General features: G+C 42.9%; 26 protein-coding genes. 5 read left to right on the top strand and 21 right to left on the bottom strand.

The window, feature by feature from the left end:
- Positions 1–9 precede the first annotated feature (9 nt).
- Complete coding sequence (gene ccoG, locus EXT47_RS01680; protein ID WP_039490925.1) at positions 10–1,467, bottom strand: cytochrome c oxidase accessory protein CcoG; 1,458 nt, start codon at positions 1,465–1,467, stop codon at positions 10–12.
- A gap of 249 nt (positions 1,468–1,716) precedes the next feature.
- On the opposite strand from ccoG, the gene EXT47_RS01675 reads away from it, so the two are divergent.
- Both EXT47_RS01675 and EXT47_RS01670 read left to right on the top strand, forming a co-directional pair.
- The gene (locus EXT47_RS01675; RefSeq protein ID WP_026001103.1) at positions 1,717–2,076 is read left to right on the top strand and encodes a hypothetical protein; all 360 of its coding nucleotides are present in this window, start codon (positions 1,717–1,719) and stop codon (positions 2,074–2,076) included.
- A complete protein-coding gene (locus EXT47_RS01670; RefSeq protein WP_069023305.1) occupies positions 2,076–2,279 on the top strand; it encodes a hypothetical protein in 204 nt (67 codons plus the stop codon). Before EXT47_RS01675 ends, EXT47_RS01670 begins: the two co-directional genes overlap by 1 nt.
- An 11-nt stretch (positions 2,280–2,290) precedes the next feature.
- Here the strand turns inward: EXT47_RS01670 and EXT47_RS01665 are convergent, their stop codons facing one another.
- From EXT47_RS01665 to gspC, 13 genes are all read right to left on the bottom strand, one after another.
- The gene (locus EXT47_RS01665) at positions 2,291–2,860 is read right to left on the bottom strand and encodes a UPF0149 family protein (protein WP_045988282.1); all 570 of its coding nucleotides are present in this window, start codon (positions 2,858–2,860) and stop codon (positions 2,291–2,293) included.
- A 269-nt stretch (positions 2,861–3,129) separates the two neighbouring features.
- Entirely contained in the window at positions 3,130–3,888 is a 759-nt protein-coding gene (locus EXT47_RS01660; protein WP_039490918.1) for a type II secretion system protein N, read from the bottom strand.
- Positions 3,889–3,890: 2 nt separating this feature from the next.
- A complete protein-coding gene (gene gspM, locus EXT47_RS01655; protein WP_130125778.1) occupies positions 3,891–4,364 on the bottom strand; it encodes a type II secretion system protein GspM in 474 nt (157 codons plus the stop codon).
- A complete protein-coding gene (gene gspL / locus EXT47_RS01650) occupies positions 4,361–5,566 on the bottom strand; it encodes a type II secretion system protein GspL (protein ID WP_130125777.1) in 1,206 nt (401 codons plus the stop codon). The genes gspM and gspL overlap by 4 nt, the downstream gene beginning before the upstream one ends.
- Positions 5,563–6,564 carry a type II secretion system minor pseudopilin GspK gene (gene gspK, locus EXT47_RS01645; protein ID WP_130125776.1) on the bottom strand — a complete coding sequence of 334 codons (1,002 nt, stop codon included), beginning with the start codon at positions 6,562–6,564 and terminating at the stop codon, positions 5,563–5,565. The genes gspL and gspK overlap by 4 nt, the downstream gene beginning before the upstream one ends.
- Positions 6,561–7,199: a type II secretion system minor pseudopilin GspJ gene (gene gspJ, locus EXT47_RS01640; RefSeq protein WP_010378515.1), complete on the bottom strand. Its 639-nt coding sequence runs from the start codon at positions 7,197–7,199 to the stop codon at positions 6,561–6,563. Before gspJ ends, gspK begins: the two co-directional genes overlap by 4 nt.
- Positions 7,199–7,576 (bottom strand): type II secretion system minor pseudopilin GspI, encoded by a 378-nt coding sequence (gene gspI / locus EXT47_RS01635; RefSeq protein WP_039490909.1) that lies wholly within the window; start codon positions 7,574–7,576, stop codon positions 7,199–7,201. Before gspI ends, gspJ begins: the two co-directional genes overlap by 1 nt.
- Positions 7,573–8,166: a prepilin-type N-terminal cleavage/methylation domain-containing protein gene (locus EXT47_RS01630; protein ID WP_039490907.1), complete on the bottom strand. Its 594-nt coding sequence runs from the start codon at positions 8,164–8,166 to the stop codon at positions 7,573–7,575. The genes gspI and EXT47_RS01630 overlap by 4 nt, the downstream gene beginning before the upstream one ends.
- A 3-nt stretch (positions 8,167–8,169) precedes the next feature.
- Complete coding sequence (gspG, locus tag EXT47_RS01625; RefSeq protein WP_026001105.1) at positions 8,170–8,595, bottom strand: type II secretion system major pseudopilin GspG; 426 nt, start codon at positions 8,593–8,595, stop codon at positions 8,170–8,172.
- A 64-nt stretch (positions 8,596–8,659) separates the two neighbouring features.
- Positions 8,660–9,886, bottom strand: coding sequence for a type II secretion system inner membrane protein GspF (gene gspF, locus EXT47_RS01620; protein ID WP_130125775.1), 1,227 nt, complete (start codon positions 9,884–9,886; stop codon positions 8,660–8,662).
- A complete protein-coding gene (gene gspE, locus EXT47_RS01615; RefSeq protein ID WP_176474647.1) occupies positions 9,886–11,373 on the bottom strand; it encodes a type II secretion system ATPase GspE in 1,488 nt (495 codons plus the stop codon). Before gspE ends, gspF begins: the two co-directional genes overlap by 1 nt.
- A 91-nt stretch (positions 11,374–11,464) precedes the next feature.
- A complete protein-coding gene (gene gspD, locus EXT47_RS01610) occupies positions 11,465–13,531 on the bottom strand; it encodes a type II secretion system secretin GspD (RefSeq protein ID WP_039490902.1) in 2,067 nt (688 codons plus the stop codon).
- Positions 13,532–13,558: 27 nt separating this feature from the next.
- The gene (gene gspC, locus EXT47_RS01605) at positions 13,559–14,443 is read right to left on the bottom strand and encodes a type II secretion system protein GspC (RefSeq protein ID WP_039490900.1); all 885 of its coding nucleotides are present in this window, start codon (positions 14,441–14,443) and stop codon (positions 13,559–13,561) included.
- A gap of 276 nt (positions 14,444–14,719) precedes the next feature.
- On the opposite strand from gspC, the gene hslR reads away from it, so the two are divergent.
- From hslR to EXT47_RS01590, 3 genes are all read left to right on the top strand, one after another.
- Positions 14,720–15,130, top strand: a complete 411-nt coding sequence (hslR, locus tag EXT47_RS01600; RefSeq protein WP_010378496.1) for a ribosome-associated heat shock protein Hsp15 — start codon at positions 14,720–14,722, stop codon at positions 15,128–15,130.
- Between the two features lie 11 nt (positions 15,131–15,141).
- Positions 15,142–15,987 (top strand): Hsp33 family molecular chaperone HslO, encoded by an 846-nt coding sequence (gene hslO / locus EXT47_RS01595; protein ID WP_039490898.1) that lies wholly within the window; start codon positions 15,142–15,144, stop codon positions 15,985–15,987.
- Between the two features lie 263 nt (positions 15,988–16,250).
- Positions 16,251–17,789, top strand: a complete 1,539-nt coding sequence (locus tag EXT47_RS01590; RefSeq protein ID WP_130125773.1) for a phosphoenolpyruvate carboxykinase — start codon at positions 16,251–16,253, stop codon at positions 17,787–17,789.
- A 103-nt stretch (positions 17,790–17,892) separates the two neighbouring features.
- On the opposite strand, the gene EXT47_RS01585 is transcribed toward EXT47_RS01590, so the two are convergent.
- The 7 genes from EXT47_RS01585 to ompR all read right to left on the bottom strand — a co-directional run bounded on the left by EXT47_RS01585 (position 17,893) and on the right by ompR (position 22,714).
- Positions 17,893–18,258 (bottom strand): hypothetical protein, encoded by a 366-nt coding sequence (locus tag EXT47_RS01585; RefSeq protein ID WP_039490895.1) that lies wholly within the window; start codon positions 18,256–18,258, stop codon positions 17,893–17,895.
- 252 nt (positions 18,259–18,510) lie between these two features.
- Positions 18,511–19,257 (bottom strand): hypothetical protein, encoded by a 747-nt coding sequence (locus EXT47_RS01580; RefSeq protein WP_223193818.1) that lies wholly within the window; start codon positions 19,255–19,257, stop codon positions 18,511–18,513.
- On the bottom strand, positions 19,257–19,382 hold the full coding sequence (locus tag EXT47_RS24175) for a hypothetical protein (RefSeq protein ID WP_276319731.1): 126 nt from the start codon (positions 19,380–19,382) through the stop codon (positions 19,257–19,259). Before EXT47_RS24175 ends, EXT47_RS01580 begins: the two co-directional genes overlap by 1 nt.
- 91 nt (positions 19,383–19,473) lie before the next feature.
- Entirely contained in the window at positions 19,474–19,947 is a 474-nt protein-coding gene (locus tag EXT47_RS01575; protein WP_130125772.1) for a hypothetical protein, read from the bottom strand.
- Entirely contained in the window at positions 19,944–20,600 is a 657-nt protein-coding gene (locus tag EXT47_RS01570; RefSeq protein ID WP_130125771.1) for a hypothetical protein, read from the bottom strand. The genes EXT47_RS01575 and EXT47_RS01570 overlap by 4 nt, the downstream gene beginning before the upstream one ends.
- Before the next feature lie 69 nt (positions 20,601–20,669).
- The gene (envZ, locus tag EXT47_RS01565) at positions 20,670–21,989 is read right to left on the bottom strand and encodes a two-component system sensor histidine kinase EnvZ (protein WP_045988271.1); all 1,320 of its coding nucleotides are present in this window, start codon (positions 21,987–21,989) and stop codon (positions 20,670–20,672) included.
- A gap of 5 nt (positions 21,990–21,994) precedes the next feature.
- Positions 21,995–22,714 (bottom strand): two-component system response regulator OmpR, encoded by a 720-nt coding sequence (gene ompR / locus EXT47_RS01560; protein ID WP_010378483.1) that lies wholly within the window; start codon positions 22,712–22,714, stop codon positions 21,995–21,997.
- Between the last annotated feature and the right edge of the window lie 211 nt (positions 22,715–22,925).

The following is a 22,925-nucleotide window of genomic DNA, read 5'->3' as shown; positions in this document are numbered from 1 at the left end:
TTTACCTTGTTATCTTCCTTTGAAGAAATTGGTCGGCTGCGCCAGCCGTTCTTCAGGATCGTCTTGGTTAATAAGCACAAACTCAAATTCAGTGACTGGCTTTTTCAAATCATATGGATCAATCACAACAGAGAGTGGCACATCTAATGTCGTGCCTGCTGCTAAGTGCACCTCTTGCTTACCGATCACCTGATAATTACTTAGACCTGTTATTGCAATAGAAAATTTCTGCTCAACTTGCGCTTTGTTTATCACTTTCAAGGTATAGGTATTTTCTACCAATCCCTCAATATTGACACGATAAAGCTGATTTCTATCCCGAATAATATCAAGATCCATCGGCTTACGCATCGCAATGTTCGCAACTAATGCACCAGTGATAACGACCAGAATCATTAAATAACCGATTAATTTACCACGTACTGGTTTGGTCTTTTCGCTGGATGATTCTAAATTGCGCTCTGTAGTGTAAGCAATCAATCCGCGCGGGTAGTTCATCTTATCCATAACACCATCGCAGGCATCAATACACGCACCACAGTTGATGCATTCATATTGCAAGCCATTACGAATATCGATACCGGTAGGACACACCTGAACGCACAGGTTGCAATCGATACAATCTCCAAGCCCTAGCGCTTTTGGATCTTGCTTGCGTCCTCGAGGACCTCGACTTTCACCTCGTTCGCTATCATAGGCGACGGTAAATGTGTCCTTATCAAACATGGCTGATTGGAAACGAGAGTAAGGACAGATGTGTAAACACATGATTTCCCTCATCCAACCGGCATTACCATAAGTACAAATGGTAAACACGATAATGCTAATGACGGAATAAAATCCTGCAGAAAAAGTAAGTAAATCAGGGATCAACGAGCGGATTGGGGTAAAGTAACCAACAAAAGTGATTGCGGTATACAGTGAAAAGAGTATCCAGCTACCATGTTTTGCCGTTTTTCGCCAAAACTTGTCAAAATCCATCGCTCTCTGATCTAGCTTTTTCCGTTGGTTTGCCGTTCCTTCAAACTTTTCTTCAAACCAAATAAAGATAAACGTCCAAACGGTTTGCGGGCAGGTGTAGCCGCACCATACTCGGCCATAGAAGGTGGTCACCAAGAACAGAGCAAATGCCGCTATCATCAGAATAAAAGCAAAGATAGTCAGATCTTGTGGCCATAGTGTCATGCCAAAAATATTAAACTTCTGCTCAAAAATATCGAACAACACCGCTTGATGGCCGTGAAAATTTAACCAAGGTAAAGCCATAAATGCCAACATACCAATAAAGCCGATACGCCTTCTTAGCAGTTGATGTAGGCCAGACACCGCCCGGACATATATGCGATTACGAGGATTAAAACGATCGGGCGTAGAGCTATTGAGCGATTTCCCTTCAGTGCCACCTATTGGCTTTTGAATTTTTACTTCAGACGGTATGTTTTTAACCTTGATTCTTTCGTTCTCCATGGAAGCTCCTTAGTGCTTTGGAACGAGATGCACTTGCTACAGTGACCTTGAAAAATACAGGCTAAACTATTGCAATGTGCCCCATGACATAGTTTAGCGCTTACTATTATACGCTTTGAAACTCTATGATTAATAGTAAGTTGAGCTAAAACCCACCATAAATGATGAGAGACTTGTTGCGACCTGACAGACAAGTTTATTACACTAGGAACAAGATTTTTGTTAGCTAGATCAAATCAGCGTCAGATTATGAAAAAATTCTTAGTATTAGCCATTATAGTCGTTGCTCTGTTTACTGTGGATCATCCATTGATTAAAGAGCCAAGAGATAGATTACTCGGTCAAGGCGTTGAAGTGCTAAGCGAGTCCAGCAAAGTACAACGCAGTACGGCCGCAAGGATCGCCAGAGCCAACGTCGTAAAAGCAATTACCATGACAGATGACGAAAAGCGCTATATTGACGAAGCCTTGGCAACAGATGAAAAAGTAAGGCTTTTCCACCTCAAGTATTGTAAAGAAAACGACTATAACTTGTATTTTTACGGCCCCGATCTCGTCAAAATCTGTGAAATTGCAGAGCAAGCCATTCATGAAGCGAAGGGATTATAATGGACTTTAGTCAATTAAATAAAAAGTCGGCAAAATCCTTTAATGATCAAAAAGCACTCATCAAAAAGCTTAGCCAGGGACGTGTTGTCAATTGCCCAAGCTGTCAGCAACCCATTGTACTCAGTTTAAGCCAATCGACATCAAATAGAGCTGTAGCACAATGCCAACAGGGTTGCACATTTATCGAATTAGATCTCGCGTAAAGCATTTTCGATTAATCAAATAGTCCGCTATTCACTGCGGCAACTTCGACTAACTCAGCGTAGGAAGCAGCAAACTCATCAGCTAATTGCGCTTGAGTTAGTTGAAACTCGGTCAGTGACTGTCCCACTTTGTCACAGTAAATCGTTAACTGTTGCTCACCAAGTGCAAAAAGCCCCAGTTGTTCTGTGCTCACTTGCAAAGCTTGTTTAATATCGTCGGCGAGCGGACTGGACATCAATTGCTCATAAAAGGGCGTCGCCGCCATTAAAAACCCTTCGGCCCAATTAATTTTTTGCTCAAGTGGTGTTTCACCATTCCAAGGCAATTGAAATTCAGTTTCGTATACCTGCTCAGAAATCTCATGATGTAAAGCCATCAATGCAAATGCAATACTCTCATCTAGTTCGGGATCTGCGTTGGTTAAAGTCTTAAGCCACTTATCTACCTCGATACCGTTTGGGTCTATACAGGTAGCAAATAAATATCCTTGTAAAAAAGCAATATCAATAGAAAGTTTGCGCGCAGAAAAGTAGTTTTCTAAATTCAGCTGATCAGCTGCAGTAAAAGAGAAGTCGTGCATAGTGTTGCCTTGAACTTAGGCGCCGTATCAGCGCCTACAAAAATGCTTTTATATTAATAACTAACCTGAGATTAGATTAATACCAATTAGTCTTAATACTTGCTCAATTTGAAGGAGCAAATCTGACGCTAACTGCGTTAAAAATTTCTCATTTAGAACCACTAAATAGCAAAGTTTTCGCCTTGTTATCGACAAGATTTTCTCGCCTCAAAATAGGTCACTTAATTAAGCAAATTGGTATAACTAAAGTCTGATGTGACAGAAGTATATTATAAATTTACTGGGTAGCGACCTTCGCCATCCGGTCTCCCCAAAAACTTAACCGCATCGTGTACTTCTTTCGGTAGACTTGCATCTGGTTTGATATTACCAGATACGCGAAACTGGAAGTTGGCAGCAAGTGTCGCATCAGCCTGTAAGCCCAAGCGGTTTTCAGGGTCAACAACCACGGCAATATCTCCTGATTTACAATCGAGCTGACCACTAAGGTCGCCGATACTAAACCAGCCATTCATGCCTTTAACATCAATATTTGGACTACTTATCTCACCATTTAGCCCTTCGCAATACGGTGCACCACTTTGGTACTCCTTCACATTAACAATAACGCGCCCTTTGGCATCAACCGGCAATGGCAGAGTTACTTGGTCCATAGCCTGTTCAACACTGAAACGAAGTGAGGCATTATTTACCGTCATGGATTTACTTACTAAATTCGATGAGAAATTAGCTTTTCCTGAGATCTCATTTTTATCTCTCGCATTACCAAACTGTACATTGCCTGCCAACTCACCGAGTAGTAATGACGACGGTTCAAGCTCCCACTTAACCTGATTCAATTGAATGTTATTGAATCTCACACCGCTCACTTGACCATGCCAAACAGAACCATTTACTGCACCTAGCTGCAAATTAGCTGGTAATTGGCCTTTAAAAACTTGCAGCAACACCGCTGCTGGCATAGTAAAAGCACTAAAAATAATAAATGCGAGTAAAAATATAATGAGTAGAGATAGTGTTTTTTTCATAATTATTTCTCTAAAACCAAGCGACTAACACGCACAAAGCCAGGTAAATTCCCTTGTGTAAGGTCTAGGTTTTCTACTTTTACTCCATGCTTATTTGTCAGTTCATCTATCCAAGCAACAAGTTTATTAAATTCCACATCATCGATGGTTAAACGCAAGCTTTCGCCACTAGGTTGCATTTTGCTGATATCAATTTGAAAACGGCCACGGGTGTTATTGACTATCTGGCTGATATTACCGCCGCTGATCACCTGTGCGGGACTGCTAGATTTCAGCTTACTCACGCTTTGACCAACCCAATTTACGAGTTCGTGATTACGTTTTAGCTTAGCTTCGGCATCGCTGACAGCCTGATTCAAAGGTTTGAATATACCCATTATTAGAACAAAAACGATAAAAATAACGCCAGCAACAATCAACAGTTTTTGTTCTTGCTCTTTTAAACCACGCCAATAGTTCACTACTTGCTGCTTCATGCTGCACCTCGAATGCGAATTTCACCCACCACAAAGTCACCATCATTGTTCAGGGCGCCCTGTTCAACACTTACACCGCGTTGCTCTAAAATTGCTTTGACCTGACCAAATACCTGAAACTCTTTTGCGCGTGCTCTAATTCTAAGCTCATTCCTACGTTTATCATAACGCAGCGTTTCAGGAGCGAAAGCATCGATCTCTTCATAAATGGCCACAAAGTGATTAGTTAATTCGAGCAAACCACCTTGTTCCGTGCCAGATAACGCATCAAGCTCATTTTGGATCTGTTTTTTCAATAAGTGCGGACGCACTACTTTATTTGGAAATGCCTGTTGATACATAGCGACTGCTTGGGTTTCTAGCTGATTAGCTTGATGGCTTATCACATACAGCTGAGTGCCTTTAATTGCGATAAAGCTCACTACTGCCACGCTCGCCGCTATTAGGCCACTGCGCCAGTCACGCCACCATTGCGGCTGCTTTTTCTTCGCAGCGAATCGACCTTGACGCAAATTAAAATCAATATTTGATAGTGATTTCGCGAAGATGGCTAAAGGTAAATCGTAATCTTGTTGTTGCGCAGTAAGCGTTATCGTTTCCGAGAAATCGCTTGCCGGGCTAAAATGCGCCAGCTGCTTAACACCCGCAATGGTGAGGTACTCGTTGACCCAGCTAAGTTCTGCTGTGCCAACTTGCCAAGCATTGTGTTTGAATAGCCATTGCTGGCCTAACTGCACGGCACTAGTCATCTCTTCATGAAGCGGCAAACATAAAGCATCCGGTAGCGCTTTATTTACACTGATCCCTGCATCATCGAAGGCACTAAACCAGCTTTGTAGCCAACTGCTATCACAAATCGCAACATCGATAGTATGTGTGTCGGCTTTCATGCCCGGCTTACCAATTGCGATAAATAGCGCATCGATGTCGGTCGCGACATTTTCCTCAAGCATAAACGGTAAGGCTTGCTCTAGTTTCCTATTCCATTTTGCTGGTAATTCTAGCGTGCGTAATTGCACCGCAGTCGCTGGTAGTAACAAAATAACCGGTCTCGTTTGCGCTTTTTCGGCAAGGCTACTAAGCTGTTCACTCCCTTCTAGTTCACCACTGGCAATAATTTGTTGTTGTTCTGTTGACCACACTAACCAGTGTATTGTCGCCTGGTGTGACTGATCCACACGGACCAATAATTGTTCTGTCACTCTACGCCTCCAAATTTACGAGCAAGCACGTACGCTTTACCATCTTTTGTTTCTATAATTGATGTGAGAGAAAAGCGTCGCTCATCAAACACAGCTGTTGCTCGCAACTGAAAATAATTGCTGTTAATCGTAAAAATTTTGGAAGTCTTGTTAGGGTCTTTGACCCCTTGATTCGCGACTTCCGTGTAAAATTCATTAATATCGGTAAAACCTTTTTTTGGTCTTGCTGAAATAATAGCTTCAGCACCTGACTTCGATAAACCAGGTATAAGCGCACTGAGTAGAAGCGCTTGTTCTGGCAATATCGTATTGACGTTTACCGCGAGTTCCTCACTTCCGGGGATCACGCAAACATAAGGCTTAATCTTTTCCATCACCAGCGGGTTAAAGCCCTTAATCACGCGTAGCTCACTGACAGACGCCATCAAATTATTAGCCGTTAAATAAGGCGTCTGATTAGACATATACTCGTCTTCTTCTGCCCCTGAGCGGTAAGTAATGCTGTCTTCGTCAAGCCAATCGTAGACACTATCAGCAAGGGCTTCCTCGCTTTCGTTACTCGGCAAATCCTCAATATTCTTCAAAAGTTCCAATAGCGCAGCATGGGCTGGGTTTGTATTCTTTCCACCAATCTGCCGGCCACCTTGGTCATTTCCATTTGTTTGTGACTTTGCTCTCAAGGCATTCAGGTTTAGGCATGCCTGTAAGTCTGTCACTTTACCGCTCAACGTACCATGATCGACAGGGTAAGGCACTTCTTCACGAGCCCAAGGCTGGTCTAGATTAACGCTATCAGGATCATCTTTTTTCGCTTGTATCAACGCTCTTTTGACTAATTCCTCAGCACCATAGCTATACCACTTGGCTTGTTGCTGAGTTTGAATATTCGAGGCCTTTTGTACCTGCACCATTAAACTACTCGCCATTTCAGCGGCAATTGTCGCTGCCAACGCAACGATGAAAAGTACGATAACAAGCGCCGCACCTTGCTGCTTCATGGCTGTTGCCCCTTATCATCAGCGACACCACTGCCTGGCGTCAAAAATAAACGGCTTATTGGATCCGAGTCTTTTCTTTGCAACGTCACTTTGACCGCTTTAGGTAACGATTTCGATTTCCAATCAGCTTGCCATTTTAGTTTGTCGTCCAAAAATTCAAACTTTAACTCTTCTACATCTTCCAAGATGACCTGCGCTCGGGGCTCTGTACCATCAAGCTGGTCAACATATACTCGATAAATACGCTCCAGCTTGTCATCGATAACTCGATAGCCCACAGCCTGCAGTTCAGAACGTGGCAATAAACTAATAGGGTTAGTCCAACCATCACGAACAAAAGCGATACCATCATATTGGCTCTCAAGCTCATAACGGCCATGGATGATATAAGTTGGGCTAAAATCCCCAGCTTCATTTCTGACTTCTCGCTTAGTGATCTGATTAAAATCCTGATCCATCAAGCGGAAAGTCGTTTGTAGACCTTCAATTTCGGCAATTTTTTCCGCTGAAGCCGCTTGGGCCTTCAACGTTGAATCTAAAATTTGATGAGTCGCCGTCACCACCACCGCTAAAATAGCCAGTGCCAACAATACTTCTATTAGCGTGAAACCACGCTGAGGTGTATGCACTGTCACTACTTACTCCGGTACATAAAAGTGGTGATGTCATACACTGAGTTTTTGAGTTCAGGTTCGCGGAAAACGTGTACGGTGAGCTTTACAAAGCTAGGATCTGCGGTTTGTTGGATATGCTGTTGCCAATACCAAGTGACCCCGGCCATTTCCTCTTCGCCTTTGTTACCATTCTTCCCATGCCAGTCATCGCCTTGCGCGCGCAAAAATACCAAGCGATTTTCTGCCACCCACGACGCATAGGTCTGCTCTTCAAGTGAGCTGATATGATTTATATGTTCGCTTGTTGCTTGCATTGCAGCAATACCAGCGACAGCACAAATACTTAGCGCAACCATGACTTCAAGTAAGGTAAAGCCTACGCTTTTTCTAGCGTTCATTCTTCAGGTTCCCGCTTCAGCCCTACCGGCGCCATAAATTCGCCTTCGACAAAATAAATTGGCTCTTGCAGTTCTTTATTTTCCACACTTAATCTAAATGCGCTGACTTCACCGGAAGATAAAATAAGTACTTGCGGGATCTTGAGCTTTTTAAGTTCAAGTAAATTGTCGTCGTCGCCGCCACTCATCAACTCTCGCCAATTTGCTTGCTCAAGTAAGTTATCTTGAGACCACGGCAGATCTTCTAAGATCAATTCCACTTTGTACTGCTCAGGCAGCTCAATAGGTTTGTAGATATCGTCGGCTTCGAAAGTTCGCCACTTCTCACCGTCAAAAACCAAAAACTCAATCACACCTTTATCTAAGTGAAAACCAAGTTCAACCTGATTTAGTACTGCAAATTCTGACGCAAGATTAATCGTCCCCTGCACACGCATAGCCATGGTTTCGAGCTCTTCTTCATCACTATCACTGACGGTATAAGTAATGAGGTTTACTGAAAAGGCAATGATCACCAAGACAATAAGGACTTCAAGTAAACTGAAGCCCTTTACCTTAGCTAATGCCGGTTTATGCAGAGGTGCTAACATAGATTAACGTTCGTCTTCCGTATCCCAGTTACCGATATCATCATCAGTGCCAACTTCGCCATCCGGACCCATTGAAAAGATATCGATTTGGCTCATTTCGCCAGGGCTTACTAATTGGTAAGGATTACCCCATGGATCTTCTGGAAGCTTAGAAATAAAGCCACCTTCAGGGAAACGTTTTGGTACCGGATCAATATTGGTTTGCGTTACCAAAGCTTCTAAGCCTTGTTCTGTGGTTGGATAGCGTTTGTTTTTTAGCTTGTACATCTTCATTGCGTCTTCAATCTGACGAATATCTAGACGTGCCTTTTCTTTTGCTGCTTCTTCTTGTTGACCCATCACGTTAGGCGCAACGATAGATAAGATCATACCGATGATAACAAGTACCACCATCACTTCTAGTAGTGAGAAACCTGATTGTTTTTTCACAATGTTTACCTCAATGCTGTTATTGATGACCATGCAAAAACATGCGATGGCCTTTCCTTTTTGACTACAATCCTACGGCTTTGTTCATCGCCATAATCGGCTGAAGAATCGCCATAACTATAAACAGTACAATAATTGCCATCGTCGCTATCATCGCAGGTTCTAGCAACTTCAGCGAGACATTTACCATACTTTCAAATTCTCTTTCTTGGTTATTCGCTGCACGTTCAAGCATCTGTTCTAATTCACCCGACTTTTCACCGCTGGCAATCATGTGCAGCATCATAGGTGGGAACATTTTAGTCTGCTGCAACGACGCTCTAAGGCTTGCACCTTCACTCACCCGAGTCGCGGCTTCTGCAACGGAGGCTTTGATTTTTTCGTTCTCAAGTACTTGACCTGAGATTTTCATGCCCTCAAGTAGCGGAACCGAACTCGATGAGAGAATACTTAAGGTACGCGCAAATCGTGCAGTATTCACGCTGCGAGTTACCTTACCAAGCCCCGGTAAACTCAGCAGCTTGCTATCATACCAAAAGCGGATCTTAGGATTTTGTAATGCTTTTTTAATCGCGTAGGTGCCAATGACAACCACTGCCAACGTGATCATCCAGTAGTTTTGTACAAAATTACTGGCAGCCATAACCCACTCTGTTGTCCAAGGCAGTGCTTGCTTAGACTTCTCAAAGGTCTTCAAGATCTTTGGTACTACCGTTCCCAATAGAATGGAAACAATCGCGATAGCAAAGATAACCAAAATAATGGGATACACCATCGCTTGCGTAATTTGGCTACGCATATGTTGGCGCTGCTCAGTGTAATCGGCCAAGCGATTTAGTACTTCATCTAAGTGCCCTGACTTTTCTCCAGCGGCAACCATTGAGCGGTACAAGTGATCAAATACATGAGGAAACTCCGACATACCATCTGCAAGTGTATAACCTTCAACGACTTTTGATCTTACCGCCATCAGCATACGCTTTAATCTTGGCTTTTCACATTGCTCAGCCACAGCCATCACCGCAGCCTCAACAGGTAAAGAAGATTGGATCAAGGTCGCCAACTGGCGCGTGATCAAGGCAAGGTCTGATACCGAGGGACGGTAGCCTTTAAAAAGCGTAAAACCACCACTACTTTGGTTTTTATCTTTCTCAGCAGCAGGCAAAACTTCAAGTGGCATCATGGCTTTTTCTCTCAGCATTTGCCTAACTTGCTTCGCCGTATCCGCCTCTAAAATTCCTTTCTTCTCTTTGCCTTTACCATCTAAGGCGCGGTATTCAAACGCTGCCATTAGCCTTCCTCACGCGTTACACGCATTACTTCTTCTAAGGTTGTTTGGCCAGCAAGTACTCGCGAACAGCCATCTTGTCGGATGCTTGGCGTACGCTTACGAATATACTTCTCTACCGCTTGCTCACCTTTACCGTTATGAATAAGTTCACGGATAGGCTCATCAACGATGAGAAGCTCATGAATACCTGTACGGCCTTTGTAACCATTGAAGTTACACTCTTCACAGCCGACTGCACGGAATATTTGCGTGCCACTGTCTTTAGCCACACCCAATAGTTCACATTCTCGTTCATCCGCCAAATGCGCTTCTTTACAGTTAGGGCAAAGCGTTCTTACCAATCGCTGTGACAACACGCCTAGCAGTGATGAACTCAAAAGAAACGGCTCAACCCCCATGTCTTCCATACGCGTGATAGCACCGGCGGCCGTATTCGTGTGTAGTGTGGATAATACCAAGTGGCCGGTCAAAGATGCTTGAACACCAATTTGCGCGGTTTCTAAATCTCGGATCTCACCAACCATCACCACATCGGGATCTTGACGTAGGATCGCACGTAAACCTCGAGCGAATGTCATATCCACTTTTGGATTTACTTGTGTTTGGCCAATGCCTGGGATCTCATATTCAATCGGATCTTCAACCGTTAAAATATTACGGTCCCTTGAATTGATTTGTGTCATGCCGGCGTACAAAGTCGTACTCTTACCTGAGCCCGTTGGACCGGTAACCAGTATGATGCCGTGAGGCTTAGCAATGATCTCTGCAAACGCATCGCGGTTTGCTTGGGTCATACCCAAATCTTCGAGATCTAATCGCGCATTATTTTTGTCTAGTAGACGCAGCACCACTCGTTCACCAAAGCTTGATGGCATCGTCGATACACGCACATCCACGGCTCGCCCCGCAATCCGCAGACTAATACGGCCATCTTGCGGTACACGTTTTTCTGCGATGTCGAGCTTAGCCATTACTTTGATACGAGACACTAATAATGAAGACAGCTTACGATTTGGCTTCAATACTTCTTTCAGTACGCCATCAACCCTAAAGCGAATAACCAGTTCTTGCTCAAATGTTTCGATATGGATATCCGACGCACCTTCTTTTATCGCTTCACTCAACATGGCGTTAATGAGCTTGATGATAGGCGCATCATCATCCGCGGCAAGCAGATCTTCTGTTTGTGGCAACTCTTCAGCAAGCGAGAACAAGTCCATCTCGTTGCCGATATCTTCCATCATCTGTTGTGTTTCAGAGCTATCTCTTTGATAAGACGCTTCAAGCATATGCTCAAAGCGTTCTTCATCTAGCGCTTCAAGATGTAATGTTTTGCCTGCAACGCGGCGTACTTCCATCAGCGTTTCAAGATCAAGCGTGCCTTTGTGAAAGAGCTTAGCCTGATCCCCATCTGGGCTGAGTAACACCCCTTTTCGACGTGCAAACGAAAATGGTAAACGCAATGAAATCGTCGGTACAACAGGCATTTCAGCCACTTCGCCTAGTATTGGCTCAGCGCTTTGTAGCTGCGCTGCCATCTCTTCAGCTTCAGCTCCTAAATCTGGCGTGACTTTTTCATCAATCATTTTCACGCTCTTTTCTGTTTTGTTCTTTCAAGAACTCTTCATACGTCGGTGGCAAAGTAAGCTTGTCGTCCCACTTAGGAAGGATTGGCGTATCTTCAAATGGCATTAACTCGATACCATCTTCTCTTTGTTTATGCTGCTCACCACGGATAAAGTTATATTTTGAATGGCTAATCTCGTTCATACTGCGGCTATCACGTACAATAGTCGGACGGATAAAGACGAGTAAGTTACGCTTTTCCTTCTTAGTTCCTGTTGATCTAAATAGGTGACCTAACACTGGAATATCACCTAATAGTGGTACTTTAGAAACACTTTCTTGAACGGTTTCGTCAATCAAACCACCTAAGATAACCATGCCGCCATCATCAGCGATAACCGTGGTATTGATAGCACGTTTAGCCACTCGAATATCCACCGACGTCGCACCTTTCACGCTTGATACTTCTTGTTCTATCGTCAGTTGAACCGCTGTACCATCGTTAATCTGAGGGGTTACTTTTAATTTGATACCCACTTCTTGGCGGTCTACCGTTTGGAATGGGTTTGAGTTATTGTCATTTGCAGTAGAACCAGTCACGATCGGTACTTCTTCACCGACGATCATGGACGCTTCTTCGTTATCCATAGTGGTAACAGACGGTGTAGCTAGAATATTTGAGTTGGTATCCGTAGTTACCGCTTGAATGATTGCCCCCCAATCATTCTTCACAATACCAGCCGCCAGACCATTTATATTTTTCAGTAGGCCTGCCAAACCGCTATAATCTCCGCGCTCGGTAGTAGTGGTATTAGATACATCATTATCGTCTGTTCCAACGATAGTTCCTTTAATCTCTCTATCACGTGCTTGTTCAGCAGCAACAGCTAGTGAACCGATCGGAACAGTGTTGCCATCATTAAACTGCAGCATCCCGCCTTTTTCAGAGATCCATTGTAAGCCAAGGTTAATACCATCGGCTTCAGAAACCTCAACAACGATCGCTTCAACCAGTACTTGAGCTCGACGAATATCTAACTTTTTAATCACCTGAGTTAATGAGCGCATTGTATCTGGCTGTGCGGTAATCACCAGCGAGTTTGAGTCTTCATGCGCCTCAATACTGGTTTCATTTTTGCTACTACTGCGAGTTCTTGCTTGCTGACCTGCGGCTTGCTCTTCTTCAATTGATTTACTCACGCCTTGAAGAACCTTAACCAAATCTTCCGCTTTTGCGTAATTCAGATAGAAAACCTGAGTATTGCCTTGAGATTGTAGTTCATCATCTAAACGCTTGATGAGTTCAGCCGCGCGGCTACGGGCCTGTGACTCGCCACTAACAATGACGCTGTTAGTACGAGTATCTGACACAATTTTCGGGATAAGGAAGTCTGGTACACCGCCTTTCCCTGAGTCTTGGAAAATCTTTTCAACGACTTTAACAACATCTTCAGCAGTAGCATGCTTCAGCTTAACGATATCAACACGCTTATCGCCCGCTTGGTCAACCGTTTTGATAATATCAACAAGGCGATTCACCGAGGATGCATGGCCGGTTAGCATCATCACGTTTGCTGAATTTAGATTGGTTACGTGACCACCATCTTTTTGGTCACTGAATTGACGAATAAGTGGACCAAGTTCTTGCACACTAACGTTCTTCACGCGAACAACGCGTGTTACCATTACGTCACCATTCCCTAGCTCTTCACCAGATACCAAAGGCACGTTCGACTTTTTACCATCAGAACTACGAACCACCTTAAGCACACCGCTATCCATTTCGATAACTGAATAACCATATACTTCAAGCACGTTTAAAAAGAACTGATAATAAAGTTTTTCATCCATCAGCTCATAACTGCGAACATTGATATTTCCGCGCACGTTAGGGTCTATGATGATAGTTTTATTCAGCTTATCACTAACGATATTAATGAATTCATTAATATCGGTACCTTTGAAGTTCGCGGCATATTCAACCGCAGAAACAGAAAGTGAAATACCAGCAGCAATCAAGAGCGTTGCATACTTAGCTAACCCTTTTTTGGTTTTTGTGAGGTGTAGCTTTTTACCCATTATTCTAAAACTCCAAAATTAGTAACTTTACAGGCTAAACTGCACATCCATCACCTGACCGTCTCGCTCGATCGTGATGTTTGCATCTGTGCTCGTTCTAAGTTCATTTATAGCTGACATAGCCTGTTTCATATCCGTGAGCTGAAACCCATTAATTGCGATTGCTAAATCATTCGCTTTAAGCCCCACCTGTTCGAACAATTCAGGATCCTTTCCAGGTGAGAGGCGATAGCCAATAACTTCGCCGTTACGCTGTTCCGGAGCAATCTTAATATAATCAAATAATTTACCTGGATCGCTGAGCAATTCCTGGCGACGATTAGCTAATTCATTTCGAGGTGGGGTAGGTGAAGTTGTGCTGTTGACGATTTTCTTTGGCTTAGTTGGCATCGCCACAGTGCGACTAAACTCTATGCCATCTAACATAAGCGTTTCAAAACGCCCACTAACATCTAAAATCACACGATCAGGTAATACCCGAGCAAGCTTTGCGCGAGTGCCTGTGATTGGCGCGTCAACAGAATAGGTTTCTTGACGCCCCTGAGATTCAATAATAGCAAGGCCTGCACCATCATCTTGGCTGACAGCCACGATACCAGTTAGCCTAACGTTAAGCGTTGTTTCCGGTGCATCAGAAACCACAGGCTGTGGTTTGGTATCGGGCTTAGCATTTGCCTCACCAAACAAATTTTGAGCGACGATTCCTTGGCTTGTGATACCGCTACTTGATTGACTATACAGTTGTGATGCAGGGAGCAAGGGTTGAGTTTGTGGCACAGGCCATAACAACCAAAATAATTGCGAAAAGAGAAACGCAACGTAAACAACCGACAGGACAACAATGATACGACTCAATTTTGCATGAGGCAAACCAAGCCAAAACTTCTGAAGCTGTTGTAACTGTAATTCCATATAATACTTTTCTTATTCTCTTGAACGCCCCAGTGTACCGCCTCGAAATTTTTTCAACAAGCGTGCATTTGTTAAACTTTTAATTAAATAGGTACACCGTAGGCCAATTAACTGAATCTAAACTTAACCTTGGAACATAGACACACATATTAGTTCATTTTTTAGGTAAAGTGCGATTAACTCACAAGTTTAGTGCCTGTCATCTACTTTGTTTGCATAACGAAATATGCTAAATTTGTTAGGTTAAATTTCACACTAGCAAATAGTTAACGAATTGTGACAAAACTCCAACAGGAAAACAACCAATCTGAACAGAAAGTTCGTATTGATAAGTGGTTATGGGCAGCTCGCTTTTACAAAACACGAGCGCTTGCTCGCGATATGGTCCAAGGTGGCAAAGTACATTACAACGGTCAACGCTGTAAACCAAGTAAAACGGTTGAAGTCGGCGCGGTAGTGAAATTAGCCCAAGGATATGAAGAGAAAGAAGTAACCATACTCAAAATCATGGAAAAGCGACAAGCGGCTCCAATTGCTCAAACTCTTTATGAAGAGTCTGAAGCAAGTATTGAAAAACGAACGCAAAACGCGTTGGCGCGCCAAAACAATAGTTTGTTTGCGCCTCGTCCTGCCACTAAGCCGGACAAGAAACAACGCCGTGAATTACTTAAATTGAAATCAAACTAGGATTTTCATTGATGCAGACTGATTTACTTCATCGTTATATTTTCGACAAGTTAGATGTACGTGGTGAGCTTGTACAAATAGAACAAACTTTTACTGACATCATTAGCGGTCACAACTACCCAGAGCCTGTGCAACAGCTATTAGGCGAGTTATTGGTTGCGACGAGTTTGCTTACCGCTACGTTAAAATTTGAAGGTGACATTGCGGTTCAGCTTCAAGGTGATGGTCCAGTAAAATATGCGGTGATCAATGGTAATCACAAACAACAGATGCGCGGCGTGGCAAGGCTGCAATCTGAGGTTTCAGGATCATCTGTACCTGAGCTCATGGGCAAAGGGTATATGGTTATCACCATTACGCCGACAAAAGGCGAACGCTATCAAGGCATAGTTCCTCTTTCTAAAGCATCACTTGCCGAATGTTTAGAAGAGTACTTCGAGCAATCAGAGCAATTGAAAACCCGTTTATGGTTCGCAACAAGCCTAGTTGGCGATAAAGTGAAAGCGGCAGGTCTGTTTTTACAAGTACTGCCTGTCAATAAAGAAAAGTCTGTTGCCGATTTCCAACATCTTGAAGCACTAAGCGACACGATTAAAGATAGAGAGCTACTAGATTTAGACGCCAATACCGTACTAACAAGACTGTATCACGAAGACAATCCTCAACTTTTTGAACCACAAGCTATCTCGTTTGTATGTGGATGTAGCCGTGAAAAAACCGAGAATGCGCTGGCCAATGTCGGACTAGAAGCCTTGATGGAAGACTTGCAAAAACACGGAGAAGTCAATATTAGCTGTCATTACTGCTTGAAAAACTACGTTTTTAACGAGCAAGATATTAAATCGTTATTTAATTAAGTTGCGCTTTAGCCCTTAATTACAAAATGAAACCGCCATTTTTGGCGGTTTTTTTATGGCTATTGGGTGATACCGGTGTCATAAAACATATAAAAGTTATGACACCGGTATCATTGAAATTATTCAAGTTTTTTGACGTTTTTATGTAATTTTAAGCACTCTAAAGGCTCGAATATCTCAATTTCATCTGTTACTATAAATTTAGCTAAGGGCAAGAGTACCCCAGAGCTATCCCGTTCAACTCTCACTTTTTAGGTATAAACATGACTTCAAGCGCTACTCGTTTTGTCGATTTAACCGCAGCTGAACTTGTCGAACACGCTATCCGTCGTGGCGAGGGCACTTTAGCCGCAAATGGAGCTTTTGTTGCAAAAACTGGTCGTCGTACTGGACGTTCACCAAACGACCGTTTCATCGTAAAAGAATCAAGCACAGAAAATGACATCCAATGGGGTAACGTAAACCGCCCATTCGAAGGTGCTAAGTTTGATGCTTTATGGGCTCGCGTAGAAGCGCACGTTCTTGAAAATGACCACTTCGTCTCTCACTTAGAAGTCGGTGCGGATCCAGAGCACTATTTACCAGTCGTTGTAACGACTGAAACTGCTTGGCATCACATTTTCGCTAAAAACATGTTTATCGAACCTAACTCTTATAACAAAACTGATTTACCTGAATGGCAGGTGATGAACGTTCCTTCTTTTGTTTGTGATCCTGAGCGTGATGGCACAAATAGCGATGGTACCGTTATCATCAACTTTGCACAGCGCAAAGTGCTAATCGCAGGTATGCATTACGCCGGTGAAATGAAGAAGTCGATGTTCTCTGTACAAAACTTCTTACTACCAGCAAAAGGCGTGCTACCTATGCACTGTAGTGCAAACGTAGGTGAAGCTGGCGACACAACGTTATTCTTTGGTCTATCAGGAACAGGTAAAACTACGCTTTCTGCGGATCCTAAGCGTTTTCTTATCGGTGATGATGAGCACGGTTGGGCGCCAGGTAGCGTATTCAACATTGAAGGCGGTTGTTATGCGAAATGTATCGACCTGTCACAAAAGAACGAGCCAGTTATTTGGGATGCAATCCGTTTTGGTACTATTTTAGAAAACGTCGTGCTAGATGAAACGCGTACTCCTGACTATACCGATTCAAGCTTAACGCAAAATACGCGTGCAGCTTACCCTCTTGAGCATGTTGAAAAGCGTAAAGTTGAAAACCGCGCGGGCGAGCCTCGTGCAGTTGTATTCTTAACTTGTGACGTGAGCGGCGTATTACCTCCAGTTTCAATCCTAAGTGAAGAAGCTGCGGCTTATCACTTCCTTAGTGGTTACACGGCGAAAGTAGGCTCAACTGAGATTGGTTCAACCTCTGATATCGAATCAACTTTCTCAACTTGTTTTGGTGCTCCTTTCTTCCCGCGTCCAGCAGGCGTGTACGCTGAGCTACTAATGAAACGCGTGCGTGAGTTTGGCGCTAAAGTTTACCTAGTAAACACAGGTTGGACTGGTGGTCCTTATGGCATTGGTAAGCGTTTTGACATTCCAACAACTCGCGCCGTGATTGATGCAATCGTAAACGATACATTAGAGGGCGTTGAGACACAGCACATTGAGGCACTAAATTTAGATGTACCAGTGGCAGTGGAAGGTGTTGATAGCAAGCTACTTAATCCGGTAAATACATGGCAAGATCAGGCTAAGTATGCGGAATATGCAGCTAAACTTGCGACTGACTTCAAAGAAAACTTCGCTAAATACGATGTTTCTGAAGCAATCAAAGCAGCAGGTCCTCGCGGCTAACCTAAGAAAGATTCCTTTATCAAAAGCGCCCCTTGTTTGGGCGTTTTTTTGATCCAAAAACCCACTTCAAGTGGGTTTATTGTTTTACGCTAAAGCTTTTTAATCAATTACATAGCCGTTGCTCAGAAGGAAAGCGTCCTCTTTGGCCTTTATAGGTTTTATAAAGCTTAGTCTTTGAGTATGCCTCAATTCGAAACTCAACAGGGTATATATAATTAAAATCAATATCATGGTATACGTAAGTCAAGATACGACATTGTGAAGTGATATTAGCGACTTCGTCCGTGTCTATAATATACCGAAAGTACTGCTTAAACTCTGGAATAGACATAGATGCAGTGCCAATATCTCCATTAGCACTAATTTCGCCAAACTCACCAACTGTCACATTTTTTTCATTGGCATGTGCTTGATTGCTCATAGTTAAAGTTGCCACAAGTAAAGCAACTGCGGGTAATAGCTTATTCATACAATTTTCCTTTTATATTAAGTTAACTATCACCCAAAAGACTTACATAAATAAAACATTAAATCAACACATTGAAAACAATAAAACGTTGCTTGGGAAATCGAACTTACTCTTCAGTAGTGCACAATAGGAACTGAATTCAGCTTAGTAAATATTAAGGAAAAAGTAGATATATCATAAAGTTAAACCAGCTTAATCGGCTAAGACCTTTTGACAGACTTAGAAGCAATAACACATATCTAGCGACGGTACTTATCCTCGCCCTAACACACCAGATACTCTACTCGATAATATTTTCTTTAGTGTTAAGATAAATTGTGTAAGCGAAATAGGAATGATAACAACAAGCGCAATTCCCTTATCAAAGTCAGGATTAACACTGCAGTAAAGTGCAATCTCAGTTTTGCTGCTTTCTCTAAAGCGTGCGATTTCAGCCTCGCTGTAATTGGTTTTGCGTCCAACAGCCTTCAAACACCTTAGGCCATTATGAGGGCTTACCAAACCACTCGGGTTAATGGTGTCATAGAGCGTTGCTATCGCACTATTTTGAGGTAAGTTATTTGGATAAACTTCGGCGATATTTTTTGCCATCGCCCTGAACATAGCGGGGCTGAGCATAGTATCTGCATATAAAAGTTTTCTACGTGGGTTACGTATATAACGTTTTAATACTTCTATAAGAGAAAACCTAAAGGTGCTGTTTTTCCCTCTAAAGTCAGGTAAAAATGCAGCTGAAGCGCCAACAATACAAACATCCTTGTTGCTATCATCAAAGGTCAATAAGCAATAGCCGACAATGTCACCGCCTGATAAAAACAACCGAAGTCTGCGCTTTGTACTTTCACCTTTTTCAAAGTACAGTGCAAAGTAATGCTCTACCTCTACATTGGAAAAGCTTGTTGCAATGATGCACTTTAATTGAACCAACTGAGCATTTGTTAAAACATTTTGGGTATAGGTCAAATCACGATATGGCACCTTCTTCGATATGCTTCGCATCAATTATCCACACCCTGCGCAACTATCTGAATACTCGCGATATTATCTCTCGATAGGATCACTGAACGATTTTTAGATTTTTCATAGAGAAAAACATAGCGTTCAGACTCCAGTATGATTTGCATATCTTGAAAATGACGCCTTTTTTGTTGATCAAGGCTAATCGAGTTAATTAAATCGAAGTTGTATAGCTTACCATTACCTTCTTTTATACTCTCAGCGTTCCAAGAGCCCAATAGTCCAATAGTCCAATAGTCCAGCGTATGCATTTGGATAAATAAGCATAGCTACAACAACTAAACTATAGAAAGGATTGAGTCGATATAAAATACGGTGGCTCAAGAGCCAGCTTTTCCACCCCTTAAGCTCTTTAACCTGAGCCCGCTTTCTATCGAATTTACTCACTACATAAGCCACTCCTCCTCCCACTGCAATTGCGCAAGATGTTGCAAAAAGAATATCTGGCTCTGCCAAGAATGACATCAATAAGTCGCTAAGTTCCATATATTTGATGATCTCGATAGAAAAAGCATTGAATAAAGAAGTAAGATACACGAAGCCTGCCAAATTTAGTGTCAGATATCCCAAAGTAATAAGAACACCAGGTTGTTCATAAATAAATTTTGCGGTCTTTTTACTTACTTCATCGAACCAAGCGTAATATTCAGCGTCATTGGTAATTTTTTTCATTTCCCTCCCCCTGAAGCCGAGAGTGTAGTAATGCTACCTAAATTCGCATCGGGAATGGCCACCGCCTTTTTTGTTTCAGGGTGATATATAAAAGTATATCGTGAAGTCGACAACACAATTACAACTGAAGGAATTGCCATTACTTGTTCGCCAAACCAATCTATCGGATAACTTAAATAAATATCAGTGTTTCCACGCTGCAAAGCCTTTACGTCTCTTACAGCACTTTTTGCTGCGTAATCAGCCGCATATGTAGACAAAATAAGCGTAGTAATAATCGTTGTGGAAAGTGGAAAATTATAGAGTGGCTGGTTAACTATATAGTTCAACTTATCAACGCCAAGAAACTTAACCTGAACAAGCTTTTTATCTTGCCTGATTATCGTGAGTAAGCTGAAGACAACGAAAGTAAATGCCGGTAGAAATAAAAAATTAGTCATGATCACGGTTAAAAAGTCACTTATCCCTATGTGCTTCAGTGCAGAAAACCCAAACGAATTAAGCAAACGAGCAACATAAAACAGAGCGATACCACTGACGGCCAGATAGAGCATAAAGGGAATGAGCGTTGGGTGGAGTTTGGCAAACTTTTTGACAGCGACAATACGCCTCAAAACAGGGATCAATCGTGCGCTGGATACTTCTATAGCCACAATAGCATTCCTTACTATTACTTAACGGCCCGGAAAAACCAGTGTTATACCTCAAGCCGTTAAAGTTTATTAATTGTTATTTTCCTCAAGTTTACCACGGTAAGCTGGCAAAGAAACCTCCGCGATCAGACCACCGCCATCTCGATTTCGTAGTCTTACTTTACCGCCGTGTGTGGTCACGATACGTTTGATAATGGCAAGCCCTAAGCCACTTCCCTCACTCCCTCTAGCCTGATCTCCCTGTTTAAATGGTTCAAATACAGACTCTAACTCTGACTCAGGGATACCGGGCCCTCTGTCCATTACTTTTACGATAACAGCACGGTGCTTGGGGCTGTACTCTGTCGTCACCTCAATATCTTGTTCAGAGTAACGGATCGCATTTTCAATCATGTTAGTGAACACCCGCTTTAACGCAACAGCATTCATCATCACCGCAGGTAAGTATTCCTCTGCTTGCAAGTGAATTGGTCGCTGATGCTGCTGCTCTGCATGAACGACTTCTTCAATAACCGTGTTAACGTCGTCAGCCGACATTTCTGCACCGTTGTGATGACGGAGATATTCGATGAATTGGTCTATAATCGCATTCATATCTTCAATATCGTCGATTATTCCCTCGCGCAGGTAGTCTTCTTCATCCGACATCATTTCAGTTGCTAGACGAATTCGGGTTAAGGGTGTACGTAAATCGTGCGACACACCAGCCATTAACAGTCGCCTATCACTTTCTAGGTCTGCGATCCCCTTAGACATTTTGTTAAACGCCCGAGTCACCTCTATGACTTCCGTGGACCCTTCTTCGACAAGACGTGTTGAAAAATCTCCGACGCCTACTCGACTAGCTGCAATTTGTAGCGATTTTAGCGGTTTGTTGAGATGCCTAGCAAAAAGCCACCCCCCTAACACACTTAAAAAGCCAATACTGGAGAGGTAAAAAACTAAAAACTCCATTTTTGTTTCACTGAGTCCACTAAGCGGTACTCTTACCCAATACCCTGGCGCTTGCGGTGCTTCGACCCAATAAACAACCGGATCTCCTTGGCTTATCCTGACTCGCGCAGAACCATTAAGTTGCTCCGACATACTACGAGACAGCAATGTATATTCTTTGGCCTGCCCCAGCCCATTTACATAGGCCTCTCTTTGTGTCATCACCTCAATACCCGTTATCTCGAAGAATTTGCGAGATACACTGTTATCAACTTCAACACCATTCTCCCAATCAATGAAAACCGTTTTAACCTGCTTAGCAAGCATCAGATTCACTTGTTCAAAAGTTGGTTTGAAGACGTATAAGGTAACGGTAATGTAAGACACGACTTGATTTATCAATAGTAACGCGCCGACAAAGAAGACGGTTTGCCCGAATGCACTACGAGGTAACATGCTGGCTACTTCACGCCGTCAGGCACAAATACGTACCCAAGACCCCAAACCGTTTGTATATAGCGAGGATTAGAGGCGTCATCTTCAATCATACGACGCAAGCGCGAAACCTGAACGTCAATGCTACGCTCAAGTGCGCTATAATCACGCCCTCTAGCAAGGTTCATTAACTTATCTCGACTAAGCGGCTCTCGAGGGTGACTCACCAGTGCTTTAAGTACCGCAAACTCACCTGAGGTAAGTGAAATTGTCGCTTCCCCATGTTGCATCTCTCGCGTCGCTAAATTAAGGGTAAAGTTACCAAAGCTCACTTCATTTTCTTCTGCCGCAGGCGCACCTGGTACTTCTTTGGCACGACGACGAAGAATGGCTTTTATTCGCGCCAACAGTTCTCTTGGGTTGAAAGGCTTTGGAATGTAATCATCCGCGCCAAGCTCAAGACCAATAATACGGTCAACTTCGTCACCTTTCGCCGTCAACATGACAATTGGGATCTCATTCTCTTTTTGTCTTAAACGACGACAGATGGAAAGGCCATCTTCTCCAGGAAGCATCAAATCTAACACCATCAAGTGAAAATTTTCGCGTTCAAGTAGTCTATCCATTTGTTCAGAATTGGCTGCGCTGCGGACGATAAATCCCTGCTCTACGAGATAACGCTCTAAAAGACTGCGCAAACGCATATCGTCGTCAACTACGAGCACTTTGGTGGTTTCATTTCCCATTTATATTTCTTCTATTTATTAATTTACTAAAGCTTGCTGATCTGAGGCATTTCGTGCACAAATCATCATCCTGTTCATTTAACGCTCATGGCGATAATGGACCATGATATTATTATGCTTAAATATAATTGAATTTGGTGCTTTTCGACACCATACATTGATACTAGATTGTTACCGAACATTACAAGGGTTTAACCCAAAATACCTGAGA

The organism is Pseudoalteromonas sp. CO342X, assembly GCF_004208915.1.
In the GTDB taxonomy this organism is placed as follows: Bacteria; Pseudomonadota; Gammaproteobacteria; order Enterobacterales; family Alteromonadaceae; genus Pseudoalteromonas; species Pseudoalteromonas maricaloris.
Note: the sequence above shows the minus strand (reverse complement) of the source record. Positions and strands in the feature narration are given on the sequence as shown.